Origin of the sequence: Citrobacter sp. Marseille-Q6884, from assembly GCF_945906775.1 — a bacterium.
Lineage (GTDB): Bacteria > Pseudomonadota > Gammaproteobacteria > Enterobacterales > Enterobacteriaceae > Citrobacter.
In genome coordinates, this window is sequence record NZ_CAMDRE010000001.1 from 2,226,962 (window position 1) to 2,240,698 (window position 13,737).

13 protein-coding genes are annotated in these 13,737 nt (G+C 51.8%); 10 read left to right on the forward strand and 3 right to left on the reverse strand.

Annotated elements, in window-relative coordinates; all coding sequences use genetic code 11:
- Nucleotides 1-44: 44 nt before the first annotated feature.
- Both N7268_RS10485 and N7268_RS10490 read right to left on the reverse strand, forming a co-directional pair.
- On the reverse strand, nt 45-953 hold the full coding sequence (locus N7268_RS10485) for a LysR family transcriptional regulator (RefSeq protein WP_260862851.1): 909 nt from the start codon (nt 951-953) through the stop codon (nt 45-47).
- A gap of 247 nt (nt 954-1,200) precedes the next feature.
- Nucleotides 1,201-2,100, reverse strand: a complete 900-nt coding sequence (locus tag N7268_RS10490; protein WP_126765033.1) for a LysR family transcriptional regulator — start codon at nt 2,098-2,100, stop codon at nt 1,201-1,203.
- 137 nt (nt 2,101-2,237) lie between these two features.
- Here N7268_RS10490 and N7268_RS10495 point away from each other — a divergent pair, with 137 nt between their 5' ends.
- The 8 genes from N7268_RS10495 (at nt 2,238) to N7268_RS10530 (ending at nt 9,874) form a co-directional block, all read left to right on the forward strand.
- Nucleotides 2,238-3,158 carry an alpha/beta hydrolase gene (locus N7268_RS10495; RefSeq protein ID WP_126765035.1) on the forward strand — a complete coding sequence of 307 codons (921 nt, stop codon included), beginning with the start codon at nt 2,238-2,240 and terminating at the stop codon, nt 3,156-3,158.
- Nucleotides 3,158-4,090 carry an alpha/beta hydrolase gene (locus N7268_RS10500; RefSeq protein ID WP_260862852.1) on the forward strand — a complete coding sequence of 311 codons (933 nt, stop codon included), beginning with the start codon at nt 3,158-3,160 and terminating at the stop codon, nt 4,088-4,090. The genes N7268_RS10495 and N7268_RS10500 overlap by 1 nt, the downstream gene beginning before the upstream one ends.
- An 18-nt stretch (nt 4,091-4,108) precedes the next feature.
- On the forward strand, nt 4,109-4,747 hold the full coding sequence (locus N7268_RS10505) for an SDR family oxidoreductase (protein WP_142255902.1): 639 nt from the start codon (nt 4,109-4,111) through the stop codon (nt 4,745-4,747).
- A gap of 72 nt (nt 4,748-4,819) precedes the next feature.
- A complete protein-coding gene (locus N7268_RS10510; protein WP_141964751.1) occupies nt 4,820-5,653 on the forward strand; it encodes an SDR family NAD(P)-dependent oxidoreductase in 834 nt (277 codons plus the stop codon).
- A gap of 39 nt (nt 5,654-5,692) precedes the next feature.
- A complete protein-coding gene (locus N7268_RS10515) occupies nt 5,693-6,820 on the forward strand; it encodes an NADH-dependent flavin oxidoreductase (protein ID WP_260862853.1) in 1,128 nt (375 codons plus the stop codon).
- A 179-nt stretch (nt 6,821-6,999) separates the two neighbouring features.
- Nucleotides 7,000-7,602 carry a site-specific integrase gene (locus tag N7268_RS10520; protein WP_167809196.1) on the forward strand — a complete coding sequence of 201 codons (603 nt, stop codon included), beginning with the start codon at nt 7,000-7,002 and terminating at the stop codon, nt 7,600-7,602.
- A gap of 201 nt (nt 7,603-7,803) precedes the next feature.
- Nucleotides 7,804-8,595 (forward strand): PhzF family phenazine biosynthesis protein, encoded by a 792-nt coding sequence (locus N7268_RS10525; protein WP_260862854.1) that lies wholly within the window; start codon nt 7,804-7,806, stop codon nt 8,593-8,595.
- A gap of 562 nt (nt 8,596-9,157) precedes the next feature.
- Nucleotides 9,158-9,874 (forward strand): YebC/PmpR family DNA-binding transcriptional regulator, encoded by a 717-nt coding sequence (locus tag N7268_RS10530; RefSeq protein ID WP_260862855.1) that lies wholly within the window; start codon nt 9,158-9,160, stop codon nt 9,872-9,874.
- 236 nt (nt 9,875-10,110) lie between these two features.
- On the opposite strand, the gene N7268_RS10535 is transcribed toward N7268_RS10530, so the two are convergent.
- Complete coding sequence (locus tag N7268_RS10535) at nt 10,111-10,923, reverse strand: DNA-binding transcriptional regulator (RefSeq protein WP_260862856.1); 813 nt, start codon at nt 10,921-10,923, stop codon at nt 10,111-10,113.
- A 191-nt stretch (nt 10,924-11,114) separates the two neighbouring features.
- On the opposite strand from N7268_RS10535, the gene N7268_RS10540 reads away from it, so the two are divergent.
- Entirely contained in the window at nt 11,115-12,779 is a 1,665-nt protein-coding gene (locus N7268_RS10540; RefSeq protein WP_260862857.1) for a bifunctional 3-(3-hydroxy-phenyl)propionate/3-hydroxycinnamic acid hydroxylase, read from the forward strand.
- 1 nt (nt 12,780) lies between these two features.
- Complete coding sequence (gene mhpB / locus N7268_RS10545) at nt 12,781-13,725, forward strand: 2,3-dihydroxyphenylpropionate/2,3-dihydroxicinnamic acid 1,2-dioxygenase (RefSeq protein ID WP_260862858.1); 945 nt, start codon at nt 12,781-12,783, stop codon at nt 13,723-13,725.
- The last annotated feature ends 12 nt before the right edge of the window (nt 13,726-13,737 follow it).

Below are 13,737 nucleotides of genomic sequence, written 5' to 3' on the forward strand. Positions count from 1 at the left end.
AAGACGAATTGCCATTACTTATATTCTTTATAAGATAAATTATATCAGGGGCCAGGATGTTGGCTGACTTCTACGCATAAAGCACGAATCCACTGATGACCCGGGTCACGATGGGTTCGTTCATGCCAGGCCATGCTCTTGGTAAAACCCGGTATTTTCAGGGGCAAAGGGAGAATGATGAGATCGTTGTTAGTCAGAACCATGCGGTGAGGCACAACGGCAATCATATCGGTCAATCGCAATATATCCGGTATCACTTGAAAACTATTAACCGACATGCCCACTCGTCGTGTCAGATTGAGCTGAGTCAGTGCTTCATCTGTTACACCGGTAAAGTGACCTTCTGTCGACACCAGAATATGTTCCTGCTTGCAGAATTGTTCGAGCGTCATTTCCGAATTCGCTGCCAGAGGATGATGACTTCGCGCTACGCAGACATACTCTTCTTCATAGAGCGATCTTCCGTGCAGGTCATCGGGGGTTGTTTGCGGAGTAACCAAAGCAAGATCCACTTCGCCCCGAGACAACTGCTGATACATTCGCTCATTGTCCACAGACCGCACGGCAATTTTAATATGCGGCGCACGTTGTTTCAGCGCAGCCATCAACGGAACGACAACGGCCTTAAGCGCATAGTCCGTTGCGACGATGGTATAAGTCAGTTCCGCCGTCATGGGATCAAATTGCATTGGTTTCAGCAGGATTGCGATATCGGTGAGGATTTGTTTTACCGGTATAGCAAGTTCGTTGGCCCGCAGAGTGGGGACCATACCGTGACTGGTGCGAACAAAGAGTGGGTCGCCAAAATAATCACGCAAGCGGGTAAGCATGCCACTGACGGCAGGCTGCGTCAGGGAGAGCCGCTGTGCAGCCCGAGTCACGCTTCCCTCATCCAGTAACGCATCAAGTGCCTTAAGAAGGTTAAGGTCGAGGGTTCTGATATCATTTTTCATAATGAAGTAGCCTGACAGCTATAAAAAATATAATTGAGGCTAAATGCTCGGGAAAAGGTTGTCCAGAAGGTTTACGAGCGTTTTTTTGGGGTGATCTTCCATGTCTGGATGGTAACGCTTGTATAGGTCAGTCCGCTCTTGGCTGCTATTAAAGACCTGCGTTTGGGGCGGCTTTGTGCCAGAAGCGGACGTTGTACAGAACACGCGAGTTTCCCCTGAATGCCTGAACTCATCATCGAAAAGATATCTAAACAGATCCATTATACTTAAGCACATCAATTAACAGAGAAAATGCCGAACCCGCATGGCGGCGGTGTGGGTAGTACAGATGATACCCTGGTAAGTCGGGTGTAAATTTCTCCAGAACGCGGGTCAGTTTTTTTTCTTCAATAGCCTGCTGAACCTGGTCATAAGGCAGATACGTGAGGCCGTGCCCGTCAATCGCTGCATCGAGGATCAGGTCTATCGTATTCAATAGCAGTTGTCCTTCCATGCGAACCCTGACTTCGCGCCCTCCACGCACTAATCTCCAGCGATTCGCGGTACCCGATGAAGGAAGGTACAGATTAATAGCCTGATGATCGACCAGGTGCGCCACAGACACTGGAATACCTTTTCGCGAGAGATATTCTGGCGCACCAACAATTGCCATCGGGATATCGGGCCCGATTCGAACAGCAATCATATCCTTATCCATCTCTCCCCCCAGACGAACCCCGGCATCAAAACGCTCTGAGACGACATCAGTCAGGCCGTAATCGATGAGCAGCTGCACATTAATGTCAGGGTGAGATTTCAACAGCGTGCGCATGGCGGGCAACAATATGGTCTTTGCGGCATGTTCCACTGTGGTAATGCGTATTGTGCCTGAGGGGCGGTCACGCAGATCGCCTAATGAGGCCAGGGTCGAGTCTATGTCGTGCAGCATTGGACCAAGAACAGACAAGAGGTGTTCACCCGCCTCTGTGGGAACAACACTGCGTGTAGTACGCGTCAGAAGCCGCAGGCTCAGGCGCTCTTCTGTTCGGCGCACTATCTGGCTTAGCGCTGACTGGGCCATGCCCAGACGGGCGGCAGCCCGGGTGAAACTACGCTCTTCGGCGACGGCCACAAATGCCATCAGATCGGCTATCTCATCGCGTTTCATCTCTGTGTTTTCATCCGGCAATTAATCATTTAAATGATAAGTCCAATCATTATTTTGGGTCTAATCATCTTAATGATCAATGGCTATAGTTATCCCATCAAACATGACAGATAGCCGACAGCCCAATGAGGAACCGGATGATGAACCAGAAAATCAGCTTCACCAACAGCAATATCCCGACAATTTCTTTGTCCGCTGTACTTTATTTTCCACCCGCATTTGATGAAAGCCGCAAGTACCCGGCCATTGTGGTTTCTCATCCGGGGGGCGGCGTTAAGGAACAAACCGCCGGTACCTATGCCGAAAAGCTGGCAGAACAAGGGTTTGTGACCGTGGCTTACGATGCGTCTTATCAGGGCGAAAGCGGCGGCGAACCGCGCCAGCTGGAAAACCCATATATCCGTACCGAAGATGTCAGCGCAGTGATTGATTACTTGACCACGCTTCCTTATGTCGACACCGCGCGAATTGGCGCGATGGGAATATGCGCCGGTGCGGGCTACACCGCCAATGCCGCGATTCAGGATCGCCGTATCAAGGCCATCGGAACCGTCAGCGCCGTCAATATCGGCTCGATGTTCCGCAACGGCTGGGAAAACAATGTGAAATCCATTGATGCGCTGCCGTACGTTGAAGCGGGTTCAAATGCCCGTAGTACCGATATTAGCAGCGGTGAGTATGCCACCATGCCGCTGGCGCCCATGAAAGAGTCTGATGCACCAAATGAAGAATTGCGCCAGGCCTGGGAGTACTACCACACGCCACGGGCACAGTACCCGACGGCCCCTGGATACGCCACGCTGCGCAGCCTCAACCAGATCATTACCTACGACGCGTACCATATGGCGGAGATTTACCTGACCCAGCCGCTGCAAATTGTGGCGGGTAGCGTAGCGGGAAGTAAATGGATGAGTGACGACCTGTACGATCGCGCCTCAGGCCAGGACAAGCGGTACCACATTGTCGAAGGCGCCAACCACATGGACTTGTATGACGGTAAAGCCTACGTTGCGGAAGCCGTTTCCGTATTAGCCCCGTTCTTTGAGGAGACGCTGTAATGAAAGATGTTCAAATCCAGAACGTCGATATGGCCTGGCACATTGCGGCCAGTATTCATTTTCCACCGGCGTTCGATGAGTCAAAACAGTATCCGACAATTATCAGCGTCCACCCTTTTGGCAGCTGTAAGGAACAGACGTCCGGCAATGTCTACGGAAAAGTGCTGGCTGAAGCAGGCTATGTCGCGATCGCCTATGACGCCAGTTTCCAGGGGGGATCCGGCGGCTCTCCACGCTGGGTGGAGGATCCGAATCAGCGCGTGGAAGATATCAGTCGCGTTATTGATTACGCCGTAACGCTGCCTTACGTCGATGCTGAACGGATTGGCGTGCTGGGTATTTGCGGCGGCGGTGGCTATGCCATTAATGCCACACTGACGGAGAAGCGTATTAAAGCCGTGGTGAGCATCACCGGCGTAAACATCGGCCGTCTTTTTCGCGAAGGTTTCAGCAATTACGACCCTATTGGCGCGCTGAATGCGATGGCGGCACAGCGTACAAATGAAGCCCGAGGAGGGGAAATTCAGGTTAATGAACTGCTCCCCGCCAACCCGGAAATAGCAATGGCCAGTGGACTGACTGAGCGTGACGTGTTTGAGGCAACAGACTACTACAAAACGCCGCGCGGCCAGCAGCCAGGTGGGGCAACGCGAATGGTGTTCTCACATGCGCAGAAAACGCTGGCCTGGGATGCCTTCGCTTTTGCGGAAGTGTTGCTGACTCAACCCGTGATGGTGGTGGTCGGTGAAAAAGTGGGCGCTTTCGGGGCTTACCGTGATGGTCTGGAAATCTATGGACGGGCTGCCGTTTCCCGTGACCGCCAGTTAGTCTCATTAGCCGATTTTTCGCATTACGAACTGTATGACAAACCGGAAGCGGTTCGTGAAGCGATGTCAAAAGTGCTTCCGTTCTTTGCCGCACACCTGGAGTAATGCCCCGTGAAAAACATCATTCAAAAAGTCCTGGTACTTGGCGCCAGCGGGCAGATTGCCCGCCATGTTATCGACCAATTAGCGGATAAACCGGGCGTCACACAGACATTATTTGCCCGTCATCCGGTCAAAATCCACACACCACACCCGCTCAATAGCCGGATTATCATGGGCGATGTGTTAAACCATACAGCGCTGGAACAGGCCATGGTGGGTCAGGATGTGGTGTACGCCAACCTGACCGGGGAAGATTTGGATCTTCAGGCGAAGGCGGTGATTGCGGCGATGAAAGCCGCTGGCGTAAGACGCCTGATTTTCGTCCTTTCTCTCGGTATTTATGATGAAGTCCCGGGGAAATTCGGCGAGTGGAATAACGCCACTATCGGCGAACCGCTCAGGCCATTCCGCCGTGCGGCTGACGCGATTGAAGCCTCCGGGCTGGATTACACCATCCTGCGTCCGGCCTGGCTGACGGATGAAGATACGGTTGATTATGAGCTCACTACCCGCAATGAGCCGTTCAAAGGCACGGTGGTATCCCGCAAAAGCGTTGCCGCATTAATCAGCGATATGATTGATAAACCTGAACAACATATTGGTGAAAATATCGGTGTTAACCAGCCCGGGACCGATGGCGACAAGCCGTACTTTATGTAAATCAATTATGCCCTTTTACCCGTACAGCCTGAATTGCAGTACGGGTTCTTAAACTTATCAAGGTGAGCTGAGATGAATCGTATTTGGTTTGTAACCGGGGCTGCCCGCGGTATGGGGGCCAGTATAGTGAATGCCGCTTTGCAGCAGGGAGATCGTGTGGTGGCAACGGGACGTAATATGGACAAATTACGCCAAATATTCAGCACGGTAGCGGCGGAGAATATTGCGCTGCTGGAGCTTGATGTTCGCGATGAGCACCAGGCTAAGGTTGCCGTTGATGCCGCTATTCGCCGTTTCGGGCGTATTGATGTTCTGGTTAACAACGCAGGATTCTGCCTGCTGGGTCGCTTTGAAGAGGCAACCGCTGAACAAATTGAGCTGCAGTTTACCACCAACGTGTTCGGCACGGCCAATGTGCTACGCGCTGTGTTACCAGTCATGCGCCAGCAGCGTAGCGGACGCATTATTAATACGTCCTCGATCGCGGGTGTCAAAGCGGTCGCAAACGCCACATTTTACTCAGCTTCGAAATTTGCCGTTGAAGGTATGACCCTGGCACTTGCCGATGAAGTTGCGCCGCTTGGTATTCATGTCACCGCAATTGAGCCCGGTTTTTTCCGCACCGAGTTTCTCAGTAATAGTTCGGCCCACTATGGCGAAAAAAAGATTGAGGACTATGCCGATTATGGCGATGCGCGTGAGCTGCTGGCATCCGCAGATGGTCAACAGCAAGGGGACCCGGCCAAACTCGCACAGGTGGTTTGTCAGGTGGTTGAAATGGAGAACCCACCTCGACAGCTGCTAATAGGAAATGACGCTATCAGTTTTGTAATGCCTTCGCTGGAAGCCCGTATTAAAGAGATACGCGAATTTGCGGTGCTGAGTAATACCACTGATTTTGATTAATGGGTGTAAGCACCCGATGCTTTAAATATCGAGAGTACAATGACTGACTTATTAACCCAGGCCTTCACGTTTAAAAATGGCCTCAGGATGCGTAACCGCGTCGTTATGGCACCGATGACCACATGGTCCGCTAATGACGATGAAACGATTTCAGATGAAGAAGTAAACTATTATCGGGCGCGCGCTACCGGTGTGGGATTAGTGATAACGGGATGCGCTCATGTTCAGAGAAACGGTGTGGGTTTCACCAATGAATTCGCAGCCTACGATGATCGTTTTATCCCGAGTCTGAGGAAACTGGCTGATGCAGCAAAAAGCGGGGGGGCGCTGGCAATCCTGCAACTGTTTCATGCCGGTAATAAAGCGGTTCCCGAACTCATCCCTGGTGGAGAGATCGTCAGCGCCAGCGCCCTGGCCGCTCCGGCTGACCCTTTTAATCGTGGCGAACAAGCCAGCCGGGCTTTGGGTCATGACGAAATTTCTGGTGTCATTCATGACTTCGGCGAAGCCACTCGCCGCGCAATTGAGGCCGGTTTTGATGGTGTTGAATTGCACGGTGCGCATGGTTTTCTTATCCAGAATTTCTTCTTCCCCTGGTTTAACCAGCGTACTGACGAATGGGGTGGTTCATTAGCAAACCGGATGCGTTTTCCGCTGGAGGTCGTTAGGGAAGTCCGGCGGGTTATTGAAACTCATGCCGGGAAACCCTTTTTATTGGGTTACCGGTTATCGCCGGAAGAGTCAGGAGACGGAGGATTACGGATTAATGACTCCCAGGCTCTGGCTGGTCAGTTAGAGAAAGAGACTCTCATTGACTATCTCCATATCTCACTCCACGACGTACTGACCGATCGGCCGCAGGGCAGTGAGGGTAAGGATACGATCCTGGCGCGGTTTGTAGAGCAGTTTAATGGGCGTTTGCCTTTGCTGGCAGCGGGAAAAATTACTTCGTCACAAGCGGCTCAACGGTCTCTGAAGGCCGGGTTGTCACTGGTTGCCTTAGGTCGGACGATTGTCATGAATCCCAACTGGATGGAACTGGTGCAGGCAGGCCATGAGGATAAGGTAAAAAACAAACTTATCCTGTCTCAACGCTCAGATGAATTGGCGATCCCTGAAAAACTATGGCATGCGATTCAGAAGACTCCCGGATGGTTCCCGACATAAAAAGAGCTGTGTAACCGGACTTCAGTACAGGTAATCCTGGAATATACCGTTTTACCTGTAACTATCTGGAAGATGGAGCTACAACTTGTAGCTTTCTATTCGTACAGGGCGAGAAGGTCCGCTCCTCGCTCATAAGGGACAACCATACTCAAATCTCCCACATTGCAGGAGATTTGAGTATGAACACGTCACCGTGGAACAAAGACCGTATCATCGGCCAAAAAAGACCACTTCAGATATCTCATATCTGGGGGATCCGAATCCGGCTTGAACTGGAAGGTAAAACGCGCGATTTAGCTCTGTTCAATATGGCTCTGGACAGTAAGCTACGAGGCTGTGATCTGGTCAAACTCAAAGTATCTGATGTTGCATATGGTAGCTCTGTTTCAAGCAGAGCTACGGTGTTGCAACAGAAAACCGGTAGCCCTGTGCAGTTTGAGATAACCAAAGGGACAAGAGAAGCTGTTGCTGCATTGATAAAGCTTGGCAATTTGCATAGTAAAGACTTCTTGTTTCGGTCTCGAGTCGGAACTAACCAGCCCATATCTACCCGGCAATACAACCGAATTTTTCATGGGTGGATAGAAAAGCTTGGTCTCGAAGATTCGCTTTACAGCACACATTCCATGAGAAGAACAAAACCTTACCTAATCTACAAGAAAACCAAGAATCTCCGGGTGATCCAACTTCTGTTGGGCCATAAGAAACTGGAAAGCACAGTCCGTTATCTGGGCATTGAAGTCGATGATGCATTAGAGATCTCTGAATCGATCGAAGTCTAAGGTTGTCAGGGCTGCATCAGCAGCCCTGTGCCAGAAGCAGACATTAAAATGATTCAAGAAAACTCAATACCATGGTCAGTTTCCGTTAGCCGCTACACTCCATTATTCGGGGGGGCTGAATACAGAATAAAATTCGAAATGGCATGTTATCGCGGCATGGTAGAGTGTGCGCTACCCCGAGAGCGATTAGAGGTTTACGCTATGCAACAAATTGATTTTTACATGATAGATGCTTTTACCACCACCACTTTTGGCGGTAATGCCGCAGCAGTATGTCCGCTTACAGAATGGTTGACCGATGAGACATTATTGAAAATGTCTCAACAGCATAACCAGTCAGAAACAGCATTTTTTGTCACCAATGATAATGGCTTCGAGTTGCGCTGGTTTACCACTCAGGGTGAAGTTAATCTGTGTGGGCATGCCACACTTGCAGCAGCGCACGTTATCTTTGAACATCTTGATTATCCGAACACGACTATCCATTTCGATACCCGGTTCGTTGGCCCACTGACGGTGACACGCTGTGGCGAATGGCTGACGCTTGATTTTCCTGCCTGGGAAACAGAGCCCGTCATGCCGCCGCCTTTATTGCTGGAAACGCTGGGTATCACTGAATGCAAAGAAGTGCGTGTGGCACGTGATTACATGGTCGTGATGGAGAATCAACAGCAGGTAGAGTCAGTACGACCGAATATCAATGCCATGCTCCCGCTTGGAAAAGAGGTCTGCATCACAGCGCCTGGCAAAGGGGAATACGATTTCGTCAGCCGCTTCTTCTGCCCAGGAGAAGCCGTAGCGGAAGACCCTGTCACAGGTTCGGCACATAGCATGCTCATTCCTTACTGGGCTGAAAAACTGAACAAAACACAGATGCTGGCGCGTCAGGTGTCCGAGCGTGGTGGGGATTTACGCTGTCAACTTCTGGGTGATCGTGTCCACATTGGCGGGCAGGCAACAACTTATCTGATGGGTAAAGTGCTGTTGCACTAAAACTCCAAAATGCAGCCTGGGAGGGCTTTTCAAGCATAACGTCTGCTCCTCGCTCACTGCGGACATTCACTTCAGTTTGTTCTCCCGCTCCGTGCTATAAGCAGACCGTTAGCAAATCAGAGCGGGAGACTTCGAAGGCTCTTATGGTCAAATGATAAACATGATCACCTGTAGACTCAGGCGGGACTCCAACGTTAAAGCAATGTCTTCTTCAAGGAGAACCACAGATATTTACTCATATGCGAATTGACAAAGGCGCTTCGCATGATGACCTATAGTGCTCTGTAAGCAATGCCTGGATTATCCCTTTTGCTTCTCTTGTCTTATCTATTATTGCTGCGGTTCAATAATTAATAATAAAAACACAAGAACTAAAGGGGTGTTTGGAAATAGCTTATCCATAATATTAACTATTGGTTAAATTAAAGTAGCATTACGTAAAATTAGGATCTTTTTCTTTCTCATAGACGAGGATTTACGTATGATGATATAATATGGCGGAAAAATACGCAGGTTATTAACCTGTCAGTAATGTAAATAAATTTTCGAGGAGACTGTTCCAGTGGGACGTAAATGGGCCAATATTGTTGGTAAAAAAACGGCTAAAGACGGTGCAACGTCTAAAGTATATTCAAAATTCGGTGTGGAAATCTATGCTGCTGCGAAACAAGGTGAACCCGATCCAGAATTAAACACCGCTTTAAAATTCGTTATTGAACGTGCAAAACAAGCACAAGTTCCAAAGCACGTTATTGATAAAGCAATAGATAAAGCCAAAGGTGGCGGCGATGAAACGTTCATGCAAGGGCGTTATGAAGGCTTTGGACCAAGCGGTTCAATGATTATCGCTGAAACGTTGACGTCAAATGTTAACCGTACGATTGCTAATATTCGCTCAATCTTCAATAAAAAAGGCGGAAATATCGGTGCGGCGGGTTCTGTCAGCTATATGTTTGACAATACCGGAGTCATTGTATTTAAAGGCACTGACCCTGATCATGTTTTTGAAATTTTGCTGGAAGCAGAAGTTGATGTTCGTGATGTAACCGAAGAAGAAGGTAGTATCGTTATTTATACTGAAGCTACGGATCTTCATAAAGGCATTGCAGCATTAAAAGCAGCCGGAATTACTGAGTTTACAACAACAGAATTAGAAATGATTGCTCAAGCAGAAATTGAACTTTCACCAGAAGATTTAGAAATCTTTGAAGGACTTGTTGATGCCCTTGAAGATGACGATGACGTTCAGAAAATATATCACAACGTTGCAAATCTCTAATTATCTATTTGTTATAGAAAACATCTATACCCTAAATAATTCGAGTTGCAGGAAGGCGGCAAGGAAGTGAATCCCGATGAGCTTACTCGGGTAAGTGATTCGGGTGAACGAGCGCAGCCAACGCACATGCAACTTGAAGTATGACGGGTATATAACCAGATATATCGATATGCGGTACCCGTCGCCTGTGCCTCGAGCGCCGCGTAATCCGATGTGCCGCATAATTGTGATCTATCTCACCTCCCGGCAACCAAAATCTCCTGCGACTCCACGCCGTCTTCAATCTGTTTTGCCACCTTTTGTAAGGCCGGAAGATGTTTTTCCGCAGCCTGTTCGATGGTCATCGCGCTGGCCATATAGACCAGGTTCAGGCAGCCGATCACCCGCTGTTCGCTGCGAATGGGTACGGCGATAGAGGCGATTTTCTCTTCCTGATCCCAGCCGCGATAGTTTTGTCCAAAGCCGTCTTTACGTGCGCGGGTCAGAATGGCATCAAGCTTCAGCGGTTCGCGCGCTAACTGGAACGCTTCTCCCGGTCGTGACGCCAGCATTTCAATCAGTTCCTGGCGTTCCTTTTGTGGGCAAAAAGCCAGCCAGGTCAGGCCGGAGGCGGTTTTCAGCAGCGGTAGACGACGACCGACCATCGCCCGGTGAAACGACAGGCGACTGAAGCGGTGGGTGGTTTCACGCACCACCATGGCGTCCACATCCAGCGTGGACACGTCAGTCGGCCAGACCACTTCGCGCAGCAAATCTCCCAGCAGCGGCGCGGCCAGCGCGGAAATCCACTGTTCGTCACGAAATCCCTCACTGAGCTGGCGGACTTTGATGGTTAGGCGAAAGCTGTCATCCGACAGGCTGCGCCGGACGTAGCCTTCATCCTGCAATGTTTCCAACAGGCGTCTGACCGTGGTGCGATGCAGGCCGCTCAGCTCTGCCAGCAGGCCGACGCTGGCCCCGCCATCCAGCCGGTTTAACATATTTAATAACATTAATCCGCGCGTTAACCCACGCACTGTTTTGTACTCAGTACCGTCGTCATTTTTCATATTTATTGACAAATCTACAGGTAAAACAACGTTGTGCACCTGGTGCACATCCAGGCATGTTTTGATTGTAGCGTAAAAACGCACTCCTATACTGACCGCACAATAAAAAATTATTCACATCTTTTTAACAAAACAAGTTGCGCCTCACCAGGGTCTGCAATTGCGTTTTGTCCGAGTAGTGAGGTTCTGAAATGACAACAATAAACCCGGATATCCAACCCGCTGTTCAGCATACCGTGCAGGTGGCCATTGCCGGTGCCGGTCCGGTAGGGCTGATGATGGCCAACTATCTTGGTCAGATGGGCATTGAGGTGCTGGTGGTGGAGAAGCTCGACACGCTGATCGACTATCCCCGCGCCATCGGCATCGACGATGAAGCGCTGCGCACCATGCAGTCCGTCGGTCTGGTCGATAACGTTCTGCCGCACACCACCCCGTGGCACGCGATGCGCTTTCTCACCCCGAAAGGCCGCTGCTTTGCCGATATTCAGCCGATGACTGACGAATTTGGCTGGTCGCGGCGCAACGCGTTTATTCAACCGCAGGTAGACGCCGTGATGCTGGAAGGGCTGTCGCGTTTTCCCAACGTGCGTTGCCTGTTCTCCCGCGAACTGGAAGCCTTCAGCCAGCAAAATGGCGAGGTGACGCTGAATCTGAAAGCGCCGGACGGCCAGCGTGAAACGGTGAAAGCCCAGTGGCTGGTGGCTTGCGACGGCGGCGGCAGTCATGTCAGACGTTCGCTGAATGTGCCGTTTGAAGGCAAAACCGCACCGAATCAGTGGATTGTGGTGGATATCGCCAACGATCCGCTCAGTACGCCGCATGTGTATTTGTGCTGCGATCCGGTGCGTCCGTATGTCTCCGCCGCGCTGCCGCATGCGGTGCGCCGCTTTGAATTTATGGTGATGCCGGGGGAAACCGAAGCCCAGCTTAGCGAGCCGCAAAATATGCGCCAGTTATTGAGTAAGGTGCTGCCAAACCCGGACCACGTCGAACTGATCCGCCAGCGCGTGTATACCCATAACGCCCGTCTGGCCGAACGTTTTCGTATTGATCGCGTGCTGCTGGCGGGTGACGCGGCGCATATTATGCCGGTCTGGCAGGGGCAGGGTTACAACAGCGGCATGCGTGATGCCTTCAACCTGGCGTGGAAACTGGCGCTGGTCATTAACGGTAAGGCGAGTGATGCGCTGCTGGATACCTACCAGCAGGAACGCCGCGACCACGCCAAAGCGATGATCGACCTCTCCGTCACCGCAGGCAACGTGCTGGCGCCGCCGAAACGCTGGCACGGCGCGGTGCGCGACGGGGTTTCCTGGCTGCTGAACTTCATTCCGCCGGTCAAACGCTACTTCCTGGAAATGCGCTTTAAGCCGATGCCGCAGTACCACGCCGGGGCGCTGGTACGTGAAGGCGGGGCGAAAACCTCGCCCGTCGGCAAGATGTTTATCCAGCCGAAAGTGACGCTGGAAACGGGCGACGTGACGCTGCTCGACAACGTTATCGGGCCGAATTTTGCCGTGATCGGCTGGGGCTGTAATCCGCTGTGGGGTATGAGCGAGGCGCAGATCCAGCAGTGGCAAGCGCTGGGCACGCGGTTTATTCAGGTGGTGCCGGATACGCAGATTGTCACCGATCAGGATAACCACGACGGCGTTCTCCGTATTGGAGATACGCAAAACCGTCTGCGCGCGTGGTTTGCGCAGCATAACGCCGCGCTGGTGGTGATGCGACCGGACCGCTTTGTGGCCGCCGTTGCCATCCCGCAAACCCTGGGGAGCACCCTGAATAAACTGGCGTCGGTGATGACGCTCACCCGTGTTAATGCCGACATTCCTGTTGAAAAGGTAGCCTGATATGCACGCTTATCTTCACTGTCTTTCCCACTCGCCGCTGGTGGGGTATGTCGATCCGGCGCAGGCCGTGCTCGATGAAGTCAACGGTGTGATCGCCAGCGCCTGCGCGCGCATTGCGGCGTTCGATCCTGAACTGGTGGTGCTGTTTGCCCCCGATCACTACAACGGTTTTTTCTACGATGTGATGCCGCCGTTCTGTTTAGGCGTGGGCGCCACGGCGATTGGCGATTTCGGTAGCGCGGCGGGGGAACTGCCGGTGCCTGCGGATCTCGCTGAAGCCTGCGCCCACGCGGTGATGAAAAGCGGCATCGATCTCGCTGTCTCCTACAACATGCAGGTCGATCACGGCTTTGCGCAGCCGCTGGAATTTTTGCTCGGCGGGCTGGATAAGGTGCCGGTGCTGCCGGTGTTTATTAACGGCGTCGCCACGCCCCTGCCGGGCTTTCAGCGTACCCGCATGCTCGGTGACGCGATTGGCCGCTTCGCCAGTTCGCTGAATAAGCGCGTGCTGTTTTTAGGCTCTGGTGGATTGTCGCATCAGCCACCGGTGCCGGAACTGGCGAAGGCCGATGCCCATATGCGCGACCGCCTGCTCGGTAGCGGAAAACAACTGCCCGAAAACGAGCGTGAACTGCGCCAGCAACGGGTGATCAGCGCCGCCGAGAAGTTTGTTACCGATCAGAACACGCTGCATCCGCTTAACCCCGTCTGGGATAACCGCTTTATGACCCTGCTTGAGCAGGGACGTTTGCAGGAACTGGATACGGTCAGCAACGAAGAGTTGTCCGCGATGGCAGGCAAATCGACGCACGAAGTCAAAACCTGGGTTGCGGCCTTCGCCGCCATTTCTGCCTTTGGCAACTGGCGCAGCGAAGGCCGTTATTACCGACCGATCCCGGAGTGGATCGCGGGATTTGGCTCCCTGAGCGCCACTACACAGAACTGAAACAGAACTGAA

Excerpts from the sequence above, each read along its gene's own strand:
- N7268_RS10510 (WP_141964751.1), top strand. The coding sequence starts at position 4,820 with ATGAATCGTATTTGGTTTGTAACCGGGGCTGCCCGCGGTATGGGGGCC.
- N7268_RS10500 (WP_260862852.1), top strand. The coding sequence starts at position 3,158 with ATGAAAGATGTTCAAATCCAGAACGTCGATATGGCCTGGCACATTGCG.
- N7268_RS10540 (WP_260862857.1), top strand. The coding sequence starts at position 11,115 with ATGACAACAATAAACCCGGATATCCAACCCGCTGTTCAGCATACCGTG.
- N7268_RS10495 (WP_126765035.1), top strand. The coding sequence starts at position 2,238 with ATGATGAACCAGAAAATCAGCTTCACCAACAGCAATATCCCGACAATT.
- N7268_RS10490 (WP_126765033.1), bottom strand. The coding sequence starts at position 2,100 with ATGAAACGCGATGAGATAGCCGATCTGATGGCATTTGTGGCCGTCGCC.
- N7268_RS10485 (WP_260862851.1), bottom strand. The coding sequence starts at position 953 with ATGAAAAATGATATCAGAACCCTCGACCTTAACCTTCTTAAGGCACTT.
- mhpB (WP_260862858.1), top strand. The coding sequence starts at position 12,781 with ATGCACGCTTATCTTCACTGTCTTTCCCACTCGCCGCTGGTGGGGTAT.
- N7268_RS10515 (WP_260862853.1), top strand. The coding sequence starts at position 5,693 with ATGACTGACTTATTAACCCAGGCCTTCACGTTTAAAAATGGCCTCAGG.
- N7268_RS10525 (WP_260862854.1), top strand. The coding sequence starts at position 7,804 with ATGCAACAAATTGATTTTTACATGATAGATGCTTTTACCACCACCACT.
- N7268_RS10520 (WP_167809196.1), top strand. The coding sequence starts at position 7,000 with ATGAACACGTCACCGTGGAACAAAGACCGTATCATCGGCCAAAAAAGA.
- N7268_RS10535 (WP_260862856.1), bottom strand. The coding sequence starts at position 10,923 with ATGAAAAATGACGACGGTACTGAGTACAAAACAGTGCGTGGGTTAACG.